Annotated in this window: 17 protein-coding genes; 11 read left to right on the forward strand and 6 right to left on the reverse strand. The window is 67.6% G+C overall.

Going from position 1 to position 21,136, the window contains the following annotated elements; genetic code table 11:
- Positions 1-52 precede the first annotated feature (52 nt).
- Complete coding sequence (gene ccrA, locus AC1RRV_RS01970; protein WP_492857895.1) at positions 53-1,327, reverse strand: crotonyl-CoA carboxylase/reductase; 1,275 nt, start codon at positions 1,325-1,327, stop codon at positions 53-55.
- Between the two features lie 269 nt (positions 1,328-1,596).
- Between ccrA and AC1RRV_RS01975 the strand changes: the two genes are divergently transcribed.
- The 5 genes from AC1RRV_RS01975 to AC1RRV_RS01995 all read left to right on the forward strand — a co-directional run bounded on the left by AC1RRV_RS01975 (position 1,597) and on the right by AC1RRV_RS01995 (position 6,047).
- The gene (locus AC1RRV_RS01975) at positions 1,597-2,328 is read left to right on the forward strand and encodes an enoyl-CoA hydratase/isomerase family protein (protein WP_492858099.1); all 732 of its coding nucleotides are present in this window, start codon (positions 1,597-1,599) and stop codon (positions 2,326-2,328) included.
- 337 nt (positions 2,329-2,665) lie between these two features.
- The gene (locus tag AC1RRV_RS01980) at positions 2,666-4,654 is read left to right on the forward strand and encodes a methylmalonyl-CoA mutase family protein (protein WP_492857896.1); all 1,989 of its coding nucleotides are present in this window, start codon (positions 2,666-2,668) and stop codon (positions 4,652-4,654) included.
- A gap of 100 nt (positions 4,655-4,754) precedes the next feature.
- Positions 4,755-5,450 carry a hypothetical protein gene (locus AC1RRV_RS01985; RefSeq protein WP_492857897.1) on the forward strand — a complete coding sequence of 232 codons (696 nt, stop codon included), beginning with the start codon at positions 4,755-4,757 and terminating at the stop codon, positions 5,448-5,450.
- Between the two features lie 29 nt (positions 5,451-5,479).
- Complete coding sequence (locus AC1RRV_RS01990; protein ID WP_492857898.1) at positions 5,480-5,770, forward strand: nucleotidyltransferase family protein; 291 nt, start codon at positions 5,480-5,482, stop codon at positions 5,768-5,770.
- A gap of 40 nt (positions 5,771-5,810) precedes the next feature.
- On the forward strand, positions 5,811-6,047 hold the full coding sequence (locus tag AC1RRV_RS01995) for a HepT-like ribonuclease domain-containing protein (protein ID WP_492858100.1): 237 nt from the start codon (positions 5,811-5,813) through the stop codon (positions 6,045-6,047).
- A gap of 60 nt (positions 6,048-6,107) precedes the next feature.
- Here the strand turns inward: AC1RRV_RS01995 and AC1RRV_RS02000 are convergent, their stop codons facing one another.
- On the reverse strand, positions 6,108-7,475 hold the full coding sequence (locus AC1RRV_RS02000) for an MFS transporter (protein WP_492857899.1): 1,368 nt from the start codon (positions 7,473-7,475) through the stop codon (positions 6,108-6,110).
- 79 nt (positions 7,476-7,554) lie between these two features.
- Here AC1RRV_RS02000 and AC1RRV_RS02005 point away from each other — a divergent pair, with 79 nt between their 5' ends.
- On the forward strand, positions 7,555-8,286 hold the full coding sequence (locus AC1RRV_RS02005) for an extensin-like domain-containing protein (protein WP_492857900.1): 732 nt from the start codon (positions 7,555-7,557) through the stop codon (positions 8,284-8,286).
- A 9-nt stretch (positions 8,287-8,295) separates the two neighbouring features.
- Here AC1RRV_RS02005 and AC1RRV_RS02010 read toward each other — a convergent pair whose 3' ends face one another.
- Positions 8,296-8,778, reverse strand: a complete 483-nt coding sequence (locus tag AC1RRV_RS02010) for an SRPBCC family protein (protein WP_492857901.1) — start codon at positions 8,776-8,778, stop codon at positions 8,296-8,298.
- 192 nt (positions 8,779-8,970) lie between these two features.
- Between AC1RRV_RS02010 and AC1RRV_RS02015 the strand changes: the two genes are divergently transcribed.
- The 3 genes from AC1RRV_RS02015 (at position 8,971) to AC1RRV_RS02025 (ending at position 13,467) form a co-directional block, all read left to right on the forward strand.
- Complete coding sequence (locus AC1RRV_RS02015) at positions 8,971-9,735, forward strand: SDR family oxidoreductase (protein WP_492857902.1); 765 nt, start codon at positions 8,971-8,973, stop codon at positions 9,733-9,735.
- 79 nt (positions 9,736-9,814) lie between these two features.
- Positions 9,815-12,364: a hybrid sensor histidine kinase/response regulator gene (locus tag AC1RRV_RS02020; RefSeq protein ID WP_492857903.1), complete on the forward strand. Its 2,550-nt coding sequence runs from the start codon at positions 9,815-9,817 to the stop codon at positions 12,362-12,364.
- A 416-nt stretch (positions 12,365-12,780) separates the two neighbouring features.
- Positions 12,781-13,467 (forward strand): hypothetical protein, encoded by a 687-nt coding sequence (locus AC1RRV_RS02025; RefSeq protein ID WP_492857904.1) that lies wholly within the window; start codon positions 12,781-12,783, stop codon positions 13,465-13,467.
- 299 nt (positions 13,468-13,766) lie between these two features.
- Here the strand turns inward: AC1RRV_RS02025 and AC1RRV_RS02030 are convergent, their stop codons facing one another.
- On the reverse strand, positions 13,767-14,927 hold the full coding sequence (locus AC1RRV_RS02030; protein ID WP_492857905.1) for an aminotransferase: 1,161 nt from the start codon (positions 14,925-14,927) through the stop codon (positions 13,767-13,769).
- A gap of 112 nt (positions 14,928-15,039) precedes the next feature.
- On the opposite strand from AC1RRV_RS02030, the gene AC1RRV_RS02035 reads away from it, so the two are divergent.
- Positions 15,040-15,288, forward strand: a complete 249-nt coding sequence (locus AC1RRV_RS02035; RefSeq protein ID WP_492857906.1) for a GlsB/YeaQ/YmgE family stress response membrane protein — start codon at positions 15,040-15,042, stop codon at positions 15,286-15,288.
- 134 nt (positions 15,289-15,422) lie between these two features.
- Here AC1RRV_RS02035 and AC1RRV_RS02040 read toward each other — a convergent pair whose 3' ends face one another.
- Together AC1RRV_RS02040 and typA are read right to left on the reverse strand one after the other, a co-directional pair.
- On the reverse strand, positions 15,423-17,828 hold the full coding sequence (locus tag AC1RRV_RS02040; protein ID WP_492857907.1) for a putative bifunctional diguanylate cyclase/phosphodiesterase: 2,406 nt from the start codon (positions 17,826-17,828) through the stop codon (positions 15,423-15,425).
- Positions 17,829-18,015: 187 nt separating this feature from the next.
- Complete coding sequence (typA, locus tag AC1RRV_RS02045) at positions 18,016-19,851, reverse strand: translational GTPase TypA (RefSeq protein ID WP_492857908.1); 1,836 nt, start codon at positions 19,849-19,851, stop codon at positions 18,016-18,018.
- A 692-nt stretch (positions 19,852-20,543) separates the two neighbouring features.
- On the opposite strand from typA, the gene AC1RRV_RS02050 reads away from it, so the two are divergent.
- Positions 20,544-21,119: a hypothetical protein gene (locus AC1RRV_RS02050; protein ID WP_492857909.1), complete on the forward strand. Its 576-nt coding sequence runs from the start codon at positions 20,544-20,546 to the stop codon at positions 21,117-21,119.
- Positions 21,120-21,136: the final 17 nt, after the last annotated feature.

Raw genomic sequence — 21,136 nt, forward strand, 5'->3', positions numbered from 1 at the left:
CTGCGAGGCTTCCGGGATGACCCTGGATTTGTGACGGAGGGGGAGGTTCCCCCTACACCGCCCCGCTCAGTTCCTGCACTTCCTCGAACGTCCGCAGGCCGGGACGCTGGGCGCAGACCAGGACGCCCATGTTCCCGGGCAGGTGCTGGTTGGCCAGCATCTTCTCGTGGGCGGCCGGGATGTCCTTCCAGGGGAAGACCTCAGACAGGCAGGGGTCGACGCGGCGGTCGATGACCAGCTGGTTGGCGGCGCTGGCCTGCATCAGGTTGGCGAAGTGCGACCCCTGCACGCGCTTCTGGCGCATCCACAGGAAGCGGGCGTCCATGGTCAGGTTGAAGCCGCTGGTGCCGGCGCAGATGGCGACCATGCCGCCGCGCTTGACCAGGAACACCGAGACCGGGAAGGTCGACTCGCCGGGGTGCTCGAAGACGAGGTCCACGTCGCGGTTGCCGGTGATCTGCCAGATCGCCTTACCGAACTTGCGGCTCTCCTTCATGTAGTCGTTGAACTCGGGGCCGTTGACCTTCGGCAGCTGGCCCCAGCAGTTGAACTCCTTGCGGTTCAGCACCGCCTTGGCGCCCATCGACAGCACGAACTCGCGCTTGTCGTCGTCGCTGACCACGCCGATGGCGTTGGCCCCGGCCACGGCGGCCAGCTGCACGGCGAAGACGCCCAGGCCGCCGGACGCGCCCCAGACCAGGACGTTCTGGCCGGGCTTCAGCTCGTGCGGCTTGTGGCCGAACAGCATGCGATAGGCGGTGGCCAGGGTGAGGGTGTAGCAGGCGGCCTCTTCCCAGGTCAGGTGCTTGGGACGCGGCAGCAGCTGGCGCGACTGCACCCGGCAGAACTGGGCGAAGCTGCCGTCCGGCGTCTCGTAGCCCCAGATCCGCTGGCTAGAGGAGAACATCGGGTCGCCGCCGTTGCACTCCTCGTCGTCGCCGTCGTCCTGATTGCAGTGGATGACGACCTCGTCGCCCAGCTTCCAGCGCTTCACCTTGGCGCCGACCGCCCAGACGATGCCCGAAGCGTCGGAGCCGGCGATGTGGAAGGGTTGCTTGTGGCCGTCCAGCGGACTGATCGGCTCGCCCAGAGCCGCCCAGACGCCGTTGTAATTGACCCCCGCGGCCATCACGAGAACGAGCACCTCGTCCTCGCCGATCTCCCAGGTGGGCACCACCTCGACCTGCATGGCCTGGGTCGGCTTGCCGTGGCGCTCCTTGCGGATGCTCCAGGCGTACATGGTTTTCGGCACGTGGTATGGCGGCGGGATCTCGCCGATCTCGTACAGGTCCTTGAGGACGGTCTTATCGAGCGTCTGCGTCGTCATCTCACTCCCCATTCCTTCTGCGCTGCAACAACGCTCGAAGGTCAAACTCGGCTGCGCCGCCCCAGGGTTGAAGCGGTGAATTCGCCTCCCTTGGGGTCGTTTTCTGGCTTCAAGGCGCAAAAATTCGCCCGGAAGACCCCCAGGCTGAGACAGTTGTTTGAAACTGGCAAGCGGAATCTTGTGCGTCGCAGCATCGCGTTTGCGGGCGCCGCGCCAGATGACTTGGAGGAAGGTTGCGGGCGCGCGCGGCGCGGGCCACCGTGCCGGCCATGATCCACCTGTCGCATCCCGAACCTTCGATCGCCCTGATCGAGCTCGACACGCCGCCCGCCAATGTCCTGGCCATGGCCGAGCGGGCGCGGCTGCTGGAGGCGTTCGCGGGCGTCGAGGCGGATCGGGCCGTGCGGGTGGTGGTGCTGACCGGACGCAACGGGGCCTTCTGCACCGGCGACGACCTGGCCGAGTCCCTGTCACGCGACGTCGGCGCCCAGAGCGCGGCGATCCTGCACTTCCTGGAGATGGTCGATCGCATCGCCGCTTGCCGGGTCCCGGTGATCGCGGCGGTGAACGGCTGGTGCATCGGCGGCGGCCTGGAGCTGGCCCTCGGCTGCGACATCCGCCTGGCCAGCGACCGGGCCAGCTTCGCCTGTTCCGCGGTGCGGATGGGGCTGACGGCCTCGGCCGGGCGGCTGGTGAAGCTGGTCGGCGAGAGCCGGGCCAAGCCCCATCTGCTGACCGGCGCGCCGTTCGACGCCGCCCGGGCCCTGGCCGACGGGATCGTCGCCGAGGTCCATCCGGCCGACGAACTGATCGGCGCCGCCATCGCCATGGCGCGGACCATCGCCTCCCGTGCGCCGCTGGCCATCGAGGCCACCAAGCGCGTGGCGTCGGGGGCGTCGACGACCGAGGCCGAGACCCCGGGCCTAGCCGCCACAGCGGATCACGCCGAGGCGCGGGCAGCGTTCATGGCCAAGCGGGCGGCGGTATTCGAAGGACGGTAGGGCGGCGCCCGAAAACCCCTCTCTCTGAGAGAGAGGGAGGGGCCCGCCGCGAAGCGGTGGGAGGGTGAGTGGTTACACTGCTGGCGGCTAGTTCTGGGGCGTTCCGCTCGGCGGCTTCCGAGAATTCAGGCCCCTATCGGTTGGGAGCGTCAATGTTCGTCTTCGTCAGAGTTTTGTTCTGAGAGGGTGTAACCACTCACCCTCCCATGCTGCGCATGGGCCCCTCCCTCTCTCAAAGAGAGAGGGATTCTCGCACCCGCGAACTCCATATTGCGTCGCAGCAAAACCCGGATCATGATCGGCGATAATCAAGAACGATAAGACGCCGGGAGCCGCCATGACCTCGAAGCCGTACCAGCACGCGCCGGATCCGCCGTGGATCTTCCGCACCTATGCCGGGCACTCGACGGCGGAGAAGTCCAACGCGCTCTATCGGGCCAACCTGTTCAAGGGCCAGACCGGCCTGTCGGTGGCCTTCGACCTGCCCACCCAGACCGGCTACGATCCCGACCACATCCTGGCGCGCGGCGAGGTCGGCAAGGTCGGCGTGCCGATCAGCCATCTGGGCGACATGCGCGCCCTCTTCAGCGAGATCCCGCTGGAGAAGATGAACACCTCCATGACCATCAACGCCCCGGCCGCGTGGCTCTTGGCCATGTACGTGGCCCTGGCCGACGAGCAGGGGGCGGATCGGGCCCAGCTGCAGGGCACCACCCAGAACGACCTGATCAAGGAATATCTGTCGCGCGGCACCTACATCTTCCCGCCGGGCCCGAGCCTGCGGCTGATCGGCGACATGATCGCCTGGTGCTATCGCGAGGTTCCGAAATGGAACCCGATGAACGTCTGCAGCTACCATCTGCAGGAGGCGGGCGCGACGCCGGAGCAGGAGCTGGCCTTCGCCCTGGCCACCGCCATCTCGGTGCTCGACACGGTCAAGGCCGGCGGCCAGGTCCCGGACGAGGACTTCGAGATCGTCGCCTCGCGGATCAGCTTCTTCGTCAATGCCGGGGTGCGGTTCGTCACCGAGCTCTGCAAGATGCGGTCGTTCACCAAGCTCTGGGACCAGATCCTCTTGGAACGCTACGGCGTGCAGGACCCGAAGGCCCGCCGCTTCCGCTACGGGGTGCAGGTCAACAGCCTGGGCCTGACCGAGCAGCAGCCCGAGAACAACGTCTACCGCATCCTGATCGAGGCCCTGGCGGTGACGCTCAGCAAGGACGCCCGCTGCCGGGCCTTGCAACTGCCGGCCTGGAACGAGGCCCTGGGCCTGCCGCGGCCGTTCGACCAGCAGTGGTCGCTGCGGCTGCAGCAAGTTCTCGCCTACGAGACCGACCTGCTGGAGTACGAGGACCTGTTCGACGGCTCGCATGTGGTCGAGGCCAAGGTCGCCGAGCTGTCGAAGGGGGCGCTGGAGCAACTGGCCCTGATCGACGACATGGGCGGGGCCACGAGCGCCATCGACTACATGAAGACCGAGCTGGTTTCGTCAAACGCCAAGCGGGTGCGCTCGGTCGAGACCGGCGACATGACCGTGGTCGGCGTCAACCGCTGGACCGACACAGAGGCCTCGCCACTCTCAGCGGGCGAGAGCTCGATCGAGACCGTCGACCCGCGCCTGGAAGCCGACGTCGTCGCCCGCATCAAGGCCTGGCGCGAGGCGCGTGACGCCGCCGCCGTCGAGGCTGCGCTCGCCGACCTCAAGGCGGCCGCCCGCGACGGCCGCAACGTCATGGAGCCCTCCATCGTCGCCGCCAAGGCCGGGGTCACCACCGGCGAATGGGCCGGCGCGCTGCGCGAGGTGTTCGGCGAATATCGCGGCCCGACCGGCGTCGCCGTCGTCGTCTCGACCAACGAGGCCGACGACGTCGAGGCGGTGAAGCGCGAGGTCGAGCGGGTCTCCGAAGTGCTGGGCCGCACCCTGACCTATCTGGTTGGCAAGCCGGGCCTCGACGGCCACTCCAACGGCGCCGAGCAGATCGCCACCCGCGCCCGCGCCTGCGGCATGGAGGTGGTTTATGACGGCATCCGCTCGACGCCGGAAGAGATCGTCCGCCGCGCCAAGGAAAGCCGCGCCCATGTGGTCGGCCTGTCGATCTTGTCGGGCTCGCACCTGGATCTGGTGCAGGAGGTCGTGAGGGTCATGCGCGCCGAGGGGCTGGGCCACATCCCGGTCGTGGCCGGCGGCATCATCCCGCCCGAGGACGCCCTGATCCTCAAGCAGATGGGCGTGGCGCGGATCTACACGCCGAAGGACTTCAAGATCACCGAGATCATGGGCGACGTGGTCAAGCTGGTCGAGGCGACCGCGCTGGCGGAGGCGTGACAGGCTGGCGGTGCGCGTCTAGATTGAATTGATGTTGCGCGCACTTCTTCGTCGGGTGGAGCCGTTTCGGACCGCTTTGTGGTGGGCCGGGATACTGGCGTTGCTCGTCGGCCTGACCGCCTTCCAAAACTGGCTGGAGCAGCCGCTCGATGATCCGCCCGCGTTTCCGATCGGTTGGACCTGGCTGCTCATCGCCGCGATCATGTGGGTGCTGTCCCATGATCGCGTGGAGGATTGGATAGGACGCTTCAACCTTGCCGCTCCGGGCGTTTGGCGCACGACGCGGACCGCGCGTCTGCGCCCGATCAGCTTAGTGCTGTTCATGTTCGCGCTGCTGGCTGTGATGGTCGAAATCAGTTGGGCGCATTGGCGGCGTGGCGACGAACTTCGGCTTGCTGGCGCCGCCTTTGCGAGCTTGGTGCTCCTGGGGGGAATGGTTCGCGGCGTTCTCAAAACCTGGCAGGCGCGGATGGAGCTGCGGATTGATGGGGAGGGAGTCTTCGCCCCTGCCTGGCGCGGAACGGCGCCCTGGGACGCCATCGAGTTCGTCGTTCAACCCCGGCGCGGGCGAGAGCTAAGCCTGATGCTGAAGCCGGGGGTCGATATCGGCGGTCGCGAAGGCTTGCTGACACTGTCTTTGGCGCCCACGGGTCTGTATCCGGACGAGGCGCTTGTCGCCCTGAGGGCGGCGCGGCCAGACCTGCGGATTGAGCCGTGGACTTCGAACGGTTTCGTCCTGCCGATCCACGGCGCCACGGATATCGCCGATCCGGTGAAAGTGACCACCTACGGCTGAAAGCAGGGTTTCATGCTATGATCACTGCCATGACCCTCGACGAGGCCCTCACCAAACTGCGCGCGGCCAAGCCGCTGCTCGACCGCTACGGCGTCGCGCGGGTGGGCGTGTTCGGCTCGACGGCGCGGGGCGAGGCGGGACCGGACAGCGACGTGGACGTGCTGGTGGAGTTCGCGCCAAAGGTCCTGCCGGGGTTCGGGTTCTTCCGCTTGGAGCGTGAGCTGGTCGAATTGCTAGGACGGCCTGTAGATCTCGTCACCGAGGACGGCCTGCATCGTCTCGTAAAGGAACCTGTCTTGCGAGAGGTTGTCTTTGCCTGAGGCCTAAGTTCGCGCCCATCTCGCCGAACTTCTGGACGCTATCGAGCAGATCGAGGCCTATGTTGATGGCGTTGATCAAGCTGGCTTTGTCGCCGACAGGATGCGGCGCGATGCGGTCGCCTTGAACCTTCTCATCGTTGGAGAGAGCGCGGCCCGTCTGCCGATCTCGGTTCGGGGGCAGGAACCAGATATCGATTGGCGCGCGGCCATCGACCTTCGTAACCGCATCGCTCACGGCTACAGAGCATTAGCTTCACGATCGTCTGGTCAGTCGTAGTCGTCGAGTTGCCGGGACTGCGAGCGGCGGTCGAGCGGATCATCGCTCGGCTCTAGGCCGCTAGCTCCGCCCCAGCTTCCACGCGGCCACGAACCCGACCACGGCCAGCGGCAGGAAGGCCCCGAACAGCACCAGCCCGTTTGTCGAGGCCAGGGTCAGGTCGATGCCGTGGCTGAAGCCCAGGACATTGGCCATGGCGCCCGCCCCGGCCGAACCGGCGGCGCCGCCGATCAACTGCGCGGTGGGCACGGAGGCTGAGGCCATGGCCTGTTCCTCGACCGGGGCGCCGGCGATGGCGCGGCGGGCGATGAACGCGTGGCAGAGACCAAAGCCGCAGCCCAGCACCAGGAAGGCGGCTGCGATCTCCCAGAGGTTCCCGCGCGCCACGGCCCAGGCGCTAAGCGCGGCCCCCAGCAGGATCCCCCCCGCGCCGAGCCGGACGAAGCGGCCGTCCTTCTCGGCCGGGACGTGGCCGAACAGCATGGCGCACAGGGTCCAGCCGGCGGCGATCGCGCCGGTGACATAGCCGGCCGTCAGGGGCGAGGCGCCGTGGCGGGCCTGGATGAAGGCGGGGCCATAGACGGTGAAGCCGATCACCGCCGCCTCGGTGGCGAAGATGATCAGCAGGCCCAGGCCCGTGGCGGTGCGCAGGTTGGCGGCGGACTTGGGCAGCAGGCGGTCGTGGGTGCGGGTGTTGGCGGCCAGCATGGCGGCCATGCCGATCACCCCGCCGATCGCCAGGGCGATGGCCCACTGGGGTGAATGAACGACGCCTGCCGCGCCGATCAGGGTGACGGCGACGACCAGTAGGACCAGCTGCAGGGTCGGGATGCGGTTCCGCGCCTCGTCGCGCTTGCCGGCCGGCAGCATGACCAGCACCGCGCCGACGAAGATGATCGCCTGGATCACGAACATCCAGAACGCCCCGCGCCAGAAGCCGGCGGCGGCGAACAGGCCGCCCAGCATCGGGCCCAGCAGGGTCGCCGCGCCCCAGACGCCCGCGACGGCGCCATAGACGCGCGGCCACAGGTGCTCGGGGAACAGGGCGGTGATGGCGACATAGCAGAGGGCGACCACCGCGCCCGCGCCCAGGCCCTGAATCAACCGACCCAGGATGAAGGTGACGAACTCCGGCGCCAGGGCGCTCATCGCGCAGCCGATCGCATAGGTCAGGCCGGTCAGGGCGGTGGCCGTGCGCAGGCCCAGCGCCATGGACAGCTTGCCCGAGCAGGCGCCCGCGACGATCGAGCCGGTCAGGTAGGCGGCCACGGTCCAGCCGAAATAGGCGTAGCCGCCGATCTCCTTGGCGACGCTGGGCATGATGGTGGCGGTGACCAGGGTGTCGGCCGCGTTCAGCCAGATGCCGAGGCACAGCAGGGCGAAGCGGGGCGCGAGGGTCTTGTCGATCTGCAGTCGCGCGCCGGCCATCGGTCTTCCCCGAAGCAGGGGCCTCGTTGCCCCGCTCCCCATCTAGGGACCTGAGCGACACAAGTGAACCCGCGCCGTCATGCTTCGTTGGGTCCGGGTGAAACCCATCGCGCCCGCGACCCTCGCCCTGGCCGAGTTCTGGGCCGCCCTGCTGGATCTGGCGCTGGCGGGGATGCTGCTGTTCATCCTGGTCGACCGCCTGGCGCCGCCGCAGGACTTGCCGTGGAAGCCGTTCTCGCTGGCGCAGCCGATCGGCCTGGCCACGGCGGGCAAGCTGTCGCGGATCGCCGCCGACCCGGCCGCCTGCCGCGCGGCTCTCCGCGAGGGCGGGGTAAGCTATGTCGACCAGCCGGTTCGCGAGGAAGGGTTCTGCTCGACCCGGGACACGGTACGGGCCCAAGCTCGCCTGTCGCCGGCCGCGCCGGTCATGACCTGTCCGCTGGCCCTGAGCTACGCCCTCTGGGAGCGGCAGGTCGTGCAGCCCACGGCGCGGGCGATGCTGGGCGCGCCGGTGACCCGGATCGACCATTTCGGGACCTATGCCTGCCGCACGATCTACGGTCGCCCAGGCGAGCGGCCCAGCGAGCACGCCCGCGCCAACGCCCTCGACGTCGCCGGCTTTCGTCTGGCGGACGGGCGGCGGATCACGGTGGTCAGGGACTTCCGCAAGGCGGATCCCGAGGGACGGTTCGTCAGGACCGTCCGGGACGGCGCCTGCCGGATGTTCGGGACAGTGCTGAGCCCGGACTATAACGCCGCCCACGCCGACCACCTCCACCTCGACATGAGCGGGTGGAGGAAGTGCGGCTGATCGGAAAAATCAGAGCGTCGCGGCCAGCTCGGCCAGTTGGTCGGCCGCGATGCCCCAGCCGACGTGGAAGCCCATCTGCTCGTGCGTCTCGCGGTCGGCGGCGCTCCAGTGGCGGGCGATCGCCTTGTAGCGAGTCTTGCCGTCGCCCAGGTCCTCGAAGGTGACGATGGCGACCATGAAGGGCTTCTCGGACGGCTGCCAGGTCTCGGTGAAGGCGTCGGTGAAGACGATCTTCTCGTTCGGCACGACTTCCAGATAGACGCCCGGCTGCGGCATGCGCTCGCCGTTCGGGCCATTGATGACGAGGAAGGTGTTGCCGCCGGTGCGGACGTCCGTGCGCACGTCGGAGACGAACCACGGCTTGGGGCAGAACCACTGCTGCATCAGTTCCGGCGTGGTCCAGCACTTGAAGAGCTTGTCGGCCGGCGCATCGATGATGCGCTCCAGGACCAGTTCGCGATCGGCGGGGAAGTTGGCGGTGTCGAGCGGCATGGGGGTCTCCTTTGGTGGAACGAACTCTCGCCCCTAGGACGAACGACTTCCATGACATCAGACATCACGGCGGAAATTTTTTCGTAGAGGCCTAGATCCTCCCCCCAGGGGGGAGGATTTCGCGACGCTTGACCCCGCCAGCGCTCCGCCGCAGTGTGTCCGCAATTCAAACAATCGTTTAGGGCGCCCGCCATGAACCTCTTCGACCTCGCCGGCAAGGTGGCGATCATCACCGGATCCTCGCGCGGGATCGGCAGGGCGATCGCCGAGCGGATGGCCGAGCACGGGGCCAAGGTGGTGATCTCCTCGCGCAAGGCCGAGCCCTGCGAAGAGGTGGCGGCGGCGCTGAACGCCAAGCACGGGACGGGGACGGCCATCGCGGTCGCGGCCAATATCGCCTCCAAGGATGACCTGCGAAATCTGGTCGACGAGACCAAGGCGGCGTTCGGCAAGGTCGACATCTGCGTCTGCAACGCCGCCAGCAATCCCTATTACGGCCCGCTGGCCGGGATCAGCGACGACCAGTTCCGCAAGATCCTGGACAACAATATCATCAGCAATCACTGGCTGATCGGCATGGTCGCGCCCGAGATGCAGGCGCGCAAGGACGGCGCGATCATTATCGTCTCGTCGATCGGCGGCCTGCGCGGCAACGCCGTGATCGGGGCCTACAACATCTCCAAGGCCGCGGACTTCCAACTGGCCCGCAACCTCGCGCACGAGTTCGGGCCGGACAATGTGCGGGTCAACTGCATCGCCCCCGGCCTGATCAAGACCGACTTCGCCAAGGCCCTGTGGGACAATCCCGAGACCCTGGCGCGCTCGACCAAGGGCGTTCCGCTGCGCCGGATCGGCGAGCCGGACGAGATCGCCGGCGCGGCCGTCTACCTGGCCTCGAAGGCCGGCAGCTTCATGACGGGACAAGCCCTGGTGGTGGACGGCGGCGCGACCATTTAGCGCCGCAACTCGGACGGTAAGCTTAACTCGTCCTACATGACTTGCCGCGAAGGCTTGCCGCGCATTCCAGGATACGAACTTGCGGCGTCTTCTCACGACTCTCGTCCTGATCGGAACCCTCGCGGCCGGCGCCGCGTGGGCGCAGAACGGTGCGTCCCTGGCCCAGCGCCTGGACCTGCTGAGCCGCGAGATCGGCGCGCACGAAATCCGCGATCCGCCCCGCGACAACGAGGACATCGAGCGCGCCGGCCGCGCCGCCCTGCGCGAGAAGGGCCAGTCCCGGCTCTATGGGCTGTGGCGGGTGCTGTACGCCTACAAGAGCAACCAGATCCAAGGGCGCTTCGACACCTGGGTCACGCGGGCGCGCGAGGCCGCCACGCGCGACAACGACACGGCCCTGACCGCGCTGATCGATCTGGAGGTCCTGGCCTATCGCCACGAGACCCACGGCTTCCGGGCGTTCACCGAGGCCGACTGGCGCCGGTTCATGACGCAGTCGGGTCCGGAAGTTCGGGCGATGGCCGGCATCGAGCGTGTGCGCCACCTGGGCCAGGTCGGGCGTTGGGCCGAGGCCGCGCGCCTGGCCGCCGAACTGACCGCAGACCTGGAGAAGCGCGGCCGCCGCGCCCAGCCGGTGCTGGCCGAGTTGCACCAGGTGCACAGCTACACGCTGTCGGACATCGGCGACAAGGAAGGCTCCCTGGACCACATGGCCCAGGCTGCGCGCCTGGATGAGCGCGACGCCTTCTATGTCCGCAAGATCGAGCGGATCTACGACATCGCCTATACGGCGGCCGAGCTGGGCGAGCTGAACGCCGCCGAGCGCTTCGCCGCCCTGCACCATCACATGACGACGGCGGACGGCGACCGGGACCTGCTGACCTGGGACCGCTTCCTGTGCGCCCGCATCGCCGCGCGGCGCGAGGTTCCGAGCCGGGTCCTGGCCTGTCTGGCGCCGGCCGCCGACATGGTCTCGAAACCCGGACGACGCCTGCAGGTGCTGATGCTGGGCCAGCGGGCCCTGGCCGAGGCCCAGCTGGGCCAGGCCGCTCCGGCCCGCGCCGATCTCGCGCGGCTGAAGGCGGTGCCGGTGGCCCTGGCGCCCCGCGAGCCTCAGCTGGAAGCCCTGGTCGAGGCCTATATCGATCAGGCCGAGGGCCGCGGCGGCGACGCCTTCGCCAAGCTCGACGCCTGGCGAAAGGCCGACCGGCTCGAAGCCGACCGGGCCCACTCGCGCAGCGTCGCCGAGATGTCCGCCGCTCTCGATAGTGAGCTGCGGGCCAAGCGCGACGAAAGCCGTCGTCTGACCGAGGAGATCCGCCTGTCCAACAGCCTGGCGCGGGCTTCGGTGGTGATCACCCTGCTGCTGGGGGCGCTGGTCGCCGGCGGCGTGGGCTGGGCCTTCCACCAGCGCCGCGCCTCGCGTCGCTTCAAGGACGCCCAGGAGCGGGCCGAGGCCGCCAACCAGGCCAAGTCGGCCTTCCTGGCCGTGATGAGCCACGAGCTGCGCACGCCGCTGAACGGCATGCTGGGCCTGGGCCAGGCTCTGCGCGCCGGCCAGCTGACGCCAGAGCAGCGCGAACAGGTCGACCTGATCCTCGACAGCGGCGACACCCTGCTGGTGCTGCTGAACGACATCCTCGACCTCTCCAAGATCGAGGCCGGCAAGTTGGAGATCGCCCCGACGGTCGGCGACCTGGTGCAGAGCTGCGCACGCCTGGTCGGCGGCTATCAGCCCACCGCCCGCGAGAAGGGCGTGGCCCTGACCTTCAAGCTGGAGAGCGAGGCCCCCGGTCCCTTGCTGTTCGACGGGGTGCGGGTGCGCCAGTGCCTGACCAATCTCGTCTCCAACGCCCTGAAGTTCACGACCCTGGGCAAGGTCGAGGTGGCCCTGGCCTGCTATCCCACCGACGACGGCCGCGTGCGCGTGCGTCTGCGGGTCCGTGACACCGGCATCGGCATGAACGCCGCCACGGTCGCCAAGCTGTTCCGGCCCTTCACCCAGGCCGACGCCTCGACCACCCGCAATTTCGGCGGCACGGGCCTGGGCCTCAACATCACCCGGCGCCTGGTCGAGATGATGCGCGGCGAGATCTCGGTCGAGAGCGAGGAAGGGCTGGGCTCGGTCTTCACCATCGAGATGATCGTCGACGCGGCCGAGGCCTCGGAACAGCCGGTCCGCGAGGACGAGGCCGAGGAGGATACCGGTTTCGCCGCCCTGCAAGGCCGCCGGGTGCTGGTCGTCGACGACCATCCGGTCAACCGCCGGGTCATCCGCCTGTTCCTCGAGCCGTTCGAGTGCGAGCTGATCGAGGCCGAGAACGGCCAGCAGGCCCTCGACGCCCTGGAGCGCGAGCCGATCGACATCGTGCTGATGGACGTCAACATGCCAGTGATGGACGGGCTGGAAGCCACGCGCCGCCTGCGCCAGGACCCGCGCTTCGCCCGCCTGCCGGTCATCGCCCTGACCGCCGACGTGATGTCGGCCCAGATCAAGACCTGCCTGGAAGCCGGCTGCGACGCCCACGTCGCCAAGCCGATCGACCTGCGCAACCTGCTGTCGGAAATGGACCGCAGCCTGGCGCGGGGCGCGGCGCGAGAGCTCGCGGCGGGGTTCGGGGCGCTTTAGGCGCGGATCGATTCAGGCCCGGCGTCGACTGTTTTGCGCGGTCATTCCCGAGAGCGGGACCCTGCGCGGGTCAGGTTTGGGTGGTTAGGGGACGTTGATATTGGCCGTCTGGCGCATCGAATCCCTCTCTCTTTGAGAGAGGGAGGGGCCCGCCGCGTAGCGGTGGGAGGGTGAGTGGTCTCACCGCTGGCCGGAGAAACCTGAACGGCTCCATCGCTGTTGCAAGCAACACCCATCATTTGCCTAGCGCTTCGTCCGAGCTTCCTTCGGTGAGGGTGTAACCACTCACCCTCCCACGCCTGCGGCGTGGGCCCCTCCCTCTCTCTCAGAGAGAGGGATTCCCGCGTCCGCCCTGGGTGGTTAGCTGCCTCGCGGCATACTTGCATCCGCCTCGCCATAGTGCGCATTTTCTCGTCATGACCCAATCCGAAGCGAGGGCGAAGGCAGATACGATCGGGCTCGTAGGAGATGGCGACGATACCGACCTGCTCGAGGCCATCGAGAACTCGTTCCAGGTAAACTTCGGCGAAGCGGCCACCAAGTGTCTCACCGTGGGCGACATTTACGAGACATTGCTCGATCTGGTGCCTACCTCATCCGTCCCCGGGCTATGCGCCACCTCGATGGCCTTCTATCGAGTGAGGGCAGTGCTGAAGCGGGTCGCTAACGTCGATCGACCCATAGCGCCATCGACAGAGCTTTCCGGACTCACGTCGCTGTCCCCTAAACGGCTCTATGCGCTGCTCGCCCAGGAGCTTGGCATCGCCCGCCCGGCGCCAATGTTGTCGGCGCGGGGGTGGGTTGGGATCCTGGTCCTCCTGGCCGGCGCAGCTGGAGGCCTAATGGCGTTCGAACTCCCAGTCCTATGGCCCGCACTACTTCTAATCCCTGTAGGGGTTGAGATTACCCGGCGCGATGAGGGGGCGTACTACTCAACGAAAGTTGGTGATCTTGCGCGCGACGTCGCACGACGCAACTTCAGCATTTTTGCATCGAATGGTGCAGATGCTCGCCCGGCCGCGCTTTGGCGCACGCTCTGCGAACTTATCGACGACGAAACCGGCGTGACCAAGATAACGGCTACTACGCGTCTCTTCGCCTAGCTACGAGCAGACGTAGTGAACTTCCGACTAGGGTCGAAAGCCGACCGTGGTCGGTGCGATCCTTCAATCTCTTGGAGGCAGCAGCGTGCAGGGCTGATCAGGTCAGTCAAGGACGGCTTCGCCGCCGCGACGCGGCCGCTCGGAGAGCGGTCCTTGAGTGACCTGATCAGCCCTGCGATCGTCTCGCCGTGAGATGTAAGGATGGCTCCTTCCCGGGCGGCAAGGGGCGTCACGGACGGAGCCTCATTCGGTGAGGGTGTAACCACTCACCCTCCCACGCCTCCCGCTCTTGTGCTGGGCTAGCCCAAAGCCGTCCGCGCCTTCGCCAACCGCGCCACCCCCTCGTCCAGCGTCGCATCCGCCTTGGCGAAGCACAGGCGCACCACGTTCGTCACCGGGTCCTCCGCGAAGAAGGCCGAGACCGGGATCGCCGCCACGCCGAACTCCACGACGCACCGCTCGCAGAAGGTGATGTCGTCCACCGGGATCCCCGAGGCGGTCAGGTCGACGTTCAGGAAATAGGTCCCCTGGCTCTCCAGCACGACATAGCCCGCCGCGCGCAGGCCGGCGGTCAGGCGGTCGCGGGAGCGTTGCAACTCGGCCGGCATCGCGTCGAACCAGGCGCGGTGGTGGTCCAGGCCCCAGGCCACGCCGGCCTGCAGGTTGGGCGGGGTGGTGAAGGTGAGGAACTGGTGGGCGGCCGCCAGGGCCTTGGTCAGGGGCGGCGCGGCCATCAGGAAGCCGACCTTCCAGCCGGTCATGCCGAACAGCTTGCCGGCCGAGCCGATCTTCACCGTCCGATCGCGCATGCCGGGGAAGGTCATCAGCGGCCGGTGCTGGCGGCCGTCGAACACCACGGCCTCCCAGACCTCGTCACAGACGGCGATCGTGTCGTGCTTGACGCAGAACTCGGCCAGCAGGGCCAGGTCCTCGTTGGGCGTCACCACGGCGGCCGGGTTCAGGGGGCTGTTGAGCACCACCATCCGGGTCCTGTCGCTGAACACCGCCTCCAGCATGGCCCGGTTGAAGCGCCAGTGGGGCGGGGCGAGGCGGACCAGCTTCGGTACGCCGCCCGCCCGCCGGACCAGCGGCAGATAGGCGTCATAGAGCGGCTGGAACAGCACCACCTCGTCGCCGGGCGAGATCAGCGACATGAAGGCCGCCGCCAGGGCCTCGGTCGCGCCCGAGGTGACGACGACCTCCGTGTCGGGATCCAGCTCAAGGTCCTGGGTCCGCGCGTAGTGTCCCGCCACGGCGGCGCGCAGCTCGGTCAGGCCTCGCATCGGCGGATACTGGTTCGAGCCCTCGATCAGCGCCCGCGCCGCCGCCTCGCGGACGGGCAGGGGGCCTTGGTCGTCGGGAAAGCCCTGGCCCAGATTGATCGCGCCGTGTTGGCGGGCCAGGCCGCTCATGCGCTCGAAGATCGTGGTGGGCAGGTTGTCGAAGACGGGATGGACCATGACCGCTGGCGTAGCATGACGCGCGTTCTCTGAAACCCTAGGCGGGGGCCGCGCATTTCCATAGCCTAGCTTCAAAGGCGCCATCGGGGCGCGTTATCGGGAGGCGAGTCGCATGCACGGTGTCGGATTCATTGGGGCCATCATCATCGGCCTTCTGGCGGGTTTCATCGCCGAGAAGGTGATGAAGCGCGATCACGGTTTCTGGACCAATCTGATCGTCGGCCTGGTCGGCGCCCTGCTCGGCGCGTTCATCGCCGGCATGCTGGGCATCCACTTCTGGGGCTGGTTCGGCAGCCTGATCATCTCGACCCTGGGCGCGATCCTGCTGCTGTTCCTGCTGGGCCTGGTGAAGAAGAACTAGAGCGGGTTTCTCCTCCCCCGCGTTGCGGGGGAGGTGGCCCGGAGGGCCGGAGGGGGCTAGCTCTGCCGGGGCGGTGTTGCCCCCTCAGTCGCTCCGCGACAGCTCCCCCGCGTGCGGGGGAGCATCGGCTTCGATTACCCCGCCGCCGCCTCGTCCGCCGCCGCGGCGGTCTCGTCCGCGCGTCGCATCTGCCGCGCCAGGTTGGCCACCAGGAAGCTGGGGATGTCGCCGACCGGCATCGGGCGGCCGTACAGGAAGCCCTGGAAGGTGTTGCAGCGCATGTCGGCCAGCAGGCTGGCCTGGGCCTGGGTCTCGACGCCCTCGGCGGTGACTTCCAGCTTCAGGGTCTGGCCCAGCAGGGCGATGGTGCGCAGGATGTCGGCGATGGCCGTGTTGTCCTGCATCTCGGCCACGAACGAGCGGTCGATCTTGATCCGGTCGAACGGGAACCGCCACAGATAGGCCAGGCTGGAATAACCGGTGCCGAAGTCGTCCATGGCGATCTTGACGCCCAGGGTCTTCAAGGCCGCCAGCTGCTCCAGGGTCTTGGCGCTGTCGTGCAGCAGCAGGCCCTCGGTGATTTCCAGCTCGAGGCGTTCGGGCGTCAGGCCGGACTCGCGCAGGGCCGACTGGACCTGGGCCACCAGGTCGCCCGAGGTGAACTGGTTGGGCGACAGGTTCACGGCCACGGTCAGATGCGAGGGCCAGCCGGCCGCCGTGCGGCAGGCTTCGTTCAGCACCCACTCGCCGATCTTGCCGATCAGGCCCCATTGCTCGGCGCATTCGATGAAGTCGCCCGGCGGCACCAGGCCGCGGCGCGGATGCTGCCAGCGCAGCAGGGCTTCGAAGCCGGTGGTCTCGTGCTCGCGGCTGCCGATCAGCGGCTGGAAGAACAGCTTCAGCTCGTTGTTGGCCAGGGCGTCGCGCAGGTCCAGTTCCAGCGCGCGGCGCTCCTGGGCCCAGACGTCCATGGCGGTCTCGAAGAAGCGATAGGCCCCGCGACCGTCGCCCTTGGCGCGATAGAGGGCCAGGTCGGCGTTCTTCAGCAGGCCATCGGGATCCTCGGCGTCCTGGGGCGCGACGGCGATGCCGACGCTGGCCCCGATCAGGACGTTGTGGCCGCGCACGTCATAGGCCTTGGAGAGGCTGTCGACGATGGTCTGGGACAGAACGCCCAGCGCTTCCGGACCCGGAGAGGGCGCCACGACCACGGCGAACTCGTCGCCGCCGAGGCGCGCCACCAGGCCCGCGTCGCCGACGCAGTCGCGCAGACGGGCGGCGGCCTGGATCAGCAGGTCGTCGCCGATCGGGTGGCCCAGGCTGTCATTGACGCCCTTGAAGTGGTCGAGGTCCAGGCACAGCACGGCGCAGCCAGCGCCATCCCCCTTGCCATGGTCGGTCCAGGCCTTGCCCAGGGCCTGCAGGAACGACAGGCGGTTGGGCAGCTGGGTCAGGACGTCATAGTGGGCCAGGCGCGAGATGCGGGCCTGGTCCTCGCGGGCCTGGGTGATGTCGGCGCCGACGCCGCGGAAGCCGACGAAGGCCCCGTCCAGGTCGTGGACCGGCTTGGCCGACAGCGACCACCAGTGATTTTCCTCCCCGATGCGGATCGGAACGATCACGTCGCGGAAGGTCTTCTGCTCGCCGAACAGGGCCGACAGCGGGGCGACCGCGCCGGCCAGGCCCTCGGCCGCGCCACACAGTTCCGACATCGGCCGGCCCAGCAGGGCGTCCTTGTCGGCGCCGGCCGCGGCGGCCATGCGGTCGGAGACGTAGGTCATGGCCCCGGAAGCGTCGACCTCCCACAGCCAGTCGCTGGCGCCTTCCTCGAAGTCGCTGAGCAGCAGGGACACGACCTGCTTCTGCTTCTCCAGCTCGTCGGCGGCGACCAGGCGGGCGGCGAAGATCTGGGCGTGGGACAGGCACGAGACGCTGACCACCATGTGGCAGAAGATCAGCAGGCCGCCCAGGGCGTAGAGGATCGGATTGCCGCTGATCGCCAGGACATAGAGCGAGCCCACGACCATCGGGGTCGAATAGGCGATGGCGGCCGAGGGCAGGGTCAGCATGGCGAAGCCGCCGCAGCCGATCATGCCGGCGATCACCGAGGCGACCAGCATCGGCATGGCGCCGGCATAAGCTTGACCGTCGCGCATGGTCAGGATGGGCAGCAGGCCCCACAGACAGCCCAGCAGACCGGCCTGCAAGGTGATGCGGCGGACGCCGCGCGCCGAGACGGTGGCCTTGACGGACTTGCGGTTCTGGGCGGCGACCCAGCCCTTGAGGCCCAGCAGGGCGTAGCAGATGACGACGCTGGCCCAGACGGCGAGGCTGACATGATGCGGCGTGCTCAGCCCGGCCAGACTGACCAGGGCGGCGATGACGATGTTGGCGCCCATCATGGTGGGCGTCATGCGCAGGATGCTTTGGACCTGCTCGAAACGCACGCGACCGGCCATGGCCTCGGGCACGTCTTGCGACATGCTGGCGGTCAAGGCGGTCAGGCCGCGATTGATCAGCGTGCTGGCGACGGTGCGCACGGCGGCCCTTCAATGGTCTGGAGCGAGATTCCCCGCATAAACCATCGTTCGACTGGGTAAATTCGCGGTTAAGTCGATTGGCCGACCCAGCAACCTCGGCGCGTGAAACGAGTACGTCGGCCCCGCCCCCAAGAAAAAGGCCGCCGTCCTTGCGAACGGCGGCCCGATTTTCAAAGGTCCGAGAAACCTACTCTTCCTTGACGCGGCGCTTGCGGAACGACGGGTTCAGGATCTGCTTGCGCAGGCGGATGCTCTTCGGGGTCACCTCGACCAGCTCGTCTTCCTCGATATAGGCGATGGCCTGTTCGAGGGTCATGCGGCGCGGCGGGGTCAGGCGGATCGACTCGTCCTTGCCCGAGGCGCGGACGTTGGTCAGCTGCTTGGCCTTCATCGGGTTGACGTCGAGGTCGTCCTGACGGGCGTTCTCGCCGATGATCATGCCCAGGTAGCACTTCTCGTTGGCGCCGACGAACATGGTGCCGCGCTCTTCCAGGTTCCACAGCGCGTAGGCCGCGGTTTCACCGTCCGAGTTGGAGATCAGCACGCCCTTGCGCTGTTGGTCGATGGCGCCCTTGTAGGGCTCGTAGTGGCTGAACACGCGGTTCAGCACGCCCGAGCCGCGCGTGTCGGTCAGGAACTCGCCCTGATAGCCGATCAGCGAGCGCGAAGGGGCGACCAGCTGGAGGCGGGTCTTGCCCGCGCCCGACGGGCCCATGTCCTTCAGCTCGGCCTTACGGAGCGACAGCTTCTCGATGACGATGCCCGAGAACTCGTCGTCGACGTCGATCATGACGTCTTCCATCGGCTCCAGGCGCTTGCCGGTTTCCGGATCCTGCTGGAACACGACGCGCGGACGGCTGATCGAAACCTCGAAGCCTTCGCGGCGCATGTTCTCGATCAGGACGCCCAGCTGCAGTTCGCCGCGGCCCGACACTTCATAGGCGTCGCCTTCGCTGGTCTCGGTGACCTTGATGGCCACGTTCGATTCGGCTTCCTTCAGCAGGCGGTCGCGGATGACGCGGCTTTGGACCTTGTCGCCTTCCTTGCCGGCCAGCGGGCTGTCGTTGACCGAGACGGTCATCGAGATGGTCGGCGGATCGATCGGCTGGGCGGGCAGGGCGTCGGTAACTTCCATGGCGCACAGGGTGTCGGCCACGGTGGCCTTCGACATGCCGGCGATGGCGACGATGTCGCCCGCCTCGGCGCCTTCGTCGACCGGCGAGCGCTTCAGGCCGCGGAAGGCCAGGACCTTGGTGATGCGGCCGCGCTCGATTTCCTTGCCGTCGCGGTCCAGGGCGTGGATCGCCATGCCGGGGACGGCCTTGCCACTCTCGATGCGGCCGGTCAGCAGGCGGCCCAGGAACGGATCGGATTCGATCAGCACGTTCAAGATCTGGAAGGGCTCGTTGACCTTCGTGATCTGCTTGGGCTCCGGCACGTGGCGGACGATCAGATCGAACAGCGGGGCGAGGTTGTCGCTGGGCACGTTCATGTCCAGCGTGGCCCAGCCGGCGCGGCCCGAGGCGTAGATGTGCGGGAAGTCCAGCTGCTCGTCCGTCGCGCCGATGGCGGCGAACAGGTCGAAGGCGGCGTTGTGGACCCTGTCCGGATCGGCGTGGGCGCGGTCGACCTTGTTGATGCAGAGGATCGGACGCAGGCCCATCTTCAGCGCCTTGGTCAGCACGAACTTGGTCTGCGGCATGACGCCTTCCTCGGCGTCGACCAGCAGGACGCAGCCGTCCACCATGCCCAGGATGCGCTCGACTTCACCGCCGAAGTCGGCGTGGCCGGGGGTGTCGATGATGTTGATGCGGGTTTCGCCCGCCTCGCCGTGCCACAGCACGCTGGTGCACTTGGCCAGAATGGTGATGCCGCGCTCGCGCTCCTGGTCGTTGGAGTCCATGGCGCGCTCGGTCGTCGCTTCGTTGGCGCGGAAGACGCCGGACTGGGCGAGCAGTTGGTCGACGAGGGTGGTCTTGCCATGATCGACGTGCGCGATGATGGCGATATTTCGCATGGACATGGGAACGGACGGACTTTCGGGAGGAATAGGGGATGACGCATACGCGTCAGGCGCGCGGCTTTTACGCGACTGCGCTCGATTTATCCACCCCTACCTCACTGTAAGACTTGTCGCAGGTAACCGGTGTCATGCGCAAAGCCTTGCGTCACTTGGCTTTGCGCGACGTTCTCGTTGGAAACGGTTTCAGTCGCAACAAATTGTGCAGTGCAATATGTCTAGTTTTTGAGCAGATTTTAGAGATTGCTGTTCTATGATCGTTGCTGTGCAAGGGCTTTCTCTAATCCCCTCCAAAAAAATCGACATTCATATCCGCATTTTCTGCTTGCCCGTTTTTGCGCCGCACCCTATAAACGACCTCGTGAGGCGGCGCTGCCGCTTCTGCCCTTCCTGGGCGTTTCCTCCCTAATGAACTAGCCCGGCGGTTTCGCCGGGCTTTTTTTTGGTCTGGACCGGCGCGAGGCCGCTTTCGTCCGCGGGCCGGTGTTCGCCGCTCCCGAACCGGCGCCGGAACTCGCCCCCACTCTCCCCGTTCTGGCAAGACACGGCGACGCCGCCCAGGCAGTGGCCATCATTCAGAGCAGGGACGCATAAGCGATGCGATCGATCCTCCTGGCGCTTCTAGGGGTGCCGCTCCCCATCATCTTGCTGCTCGCCTTCTGCACGCACCATCTTTGAGCCGGGGGCGGAGCGTCATGACCGACGGAATCGAGTTTTCCCCTTCCGACATGCCGGACGAGAACCAGTCGGCGGTCAGCTGGGACGCCATCTGGGCGGGGGCGGCGGCCAGCATCGCCATGCTGTTCGTGCTCCTGACGCTCGGGGCCGGCTTTGGCCTGAAGATGTCGCCTCACTGGCCCGTGGGCTTGTCGGCGCGGGACTTCTCGCCGGCGCTCGGCGCGGTCTTTGTCGCCTGCCAGGTCGTGGCCAGCATGCTTGGCGGCTATCTGGCCGGGCGGCTGCGCACCAAGTGGCTGCACATCCATGATCACGAGACCTACTTCCGCGACACCGCTCACGGCCTGCTGGCCTGGGCGACCAGCGTCGTGGGCCTGCTCGTGCTCGGCGCGCTGATGACGGCCCCGGCCGCGCCCTCGGCCGCCGACCTGTCGCCGGCGGAAGTCCTGCGCTCGGCCCAGATTGGCGCTCAGGTCTCGCTGTTCCTGGGCATTGGCGCCCTGACCAGCGCTTTCGGCGCCAGCGTCGCCGCCACGATCGGCGGGCTGCGGCGTGACGAGATGCACAAGCTGCATCGCACCGTGAAGACCTAGGGTTCTCCGTTCCCGCG

It is taken from the genome of Caulobacter sp. GW821-FHT11E10 (assembly GCF_058808375.1).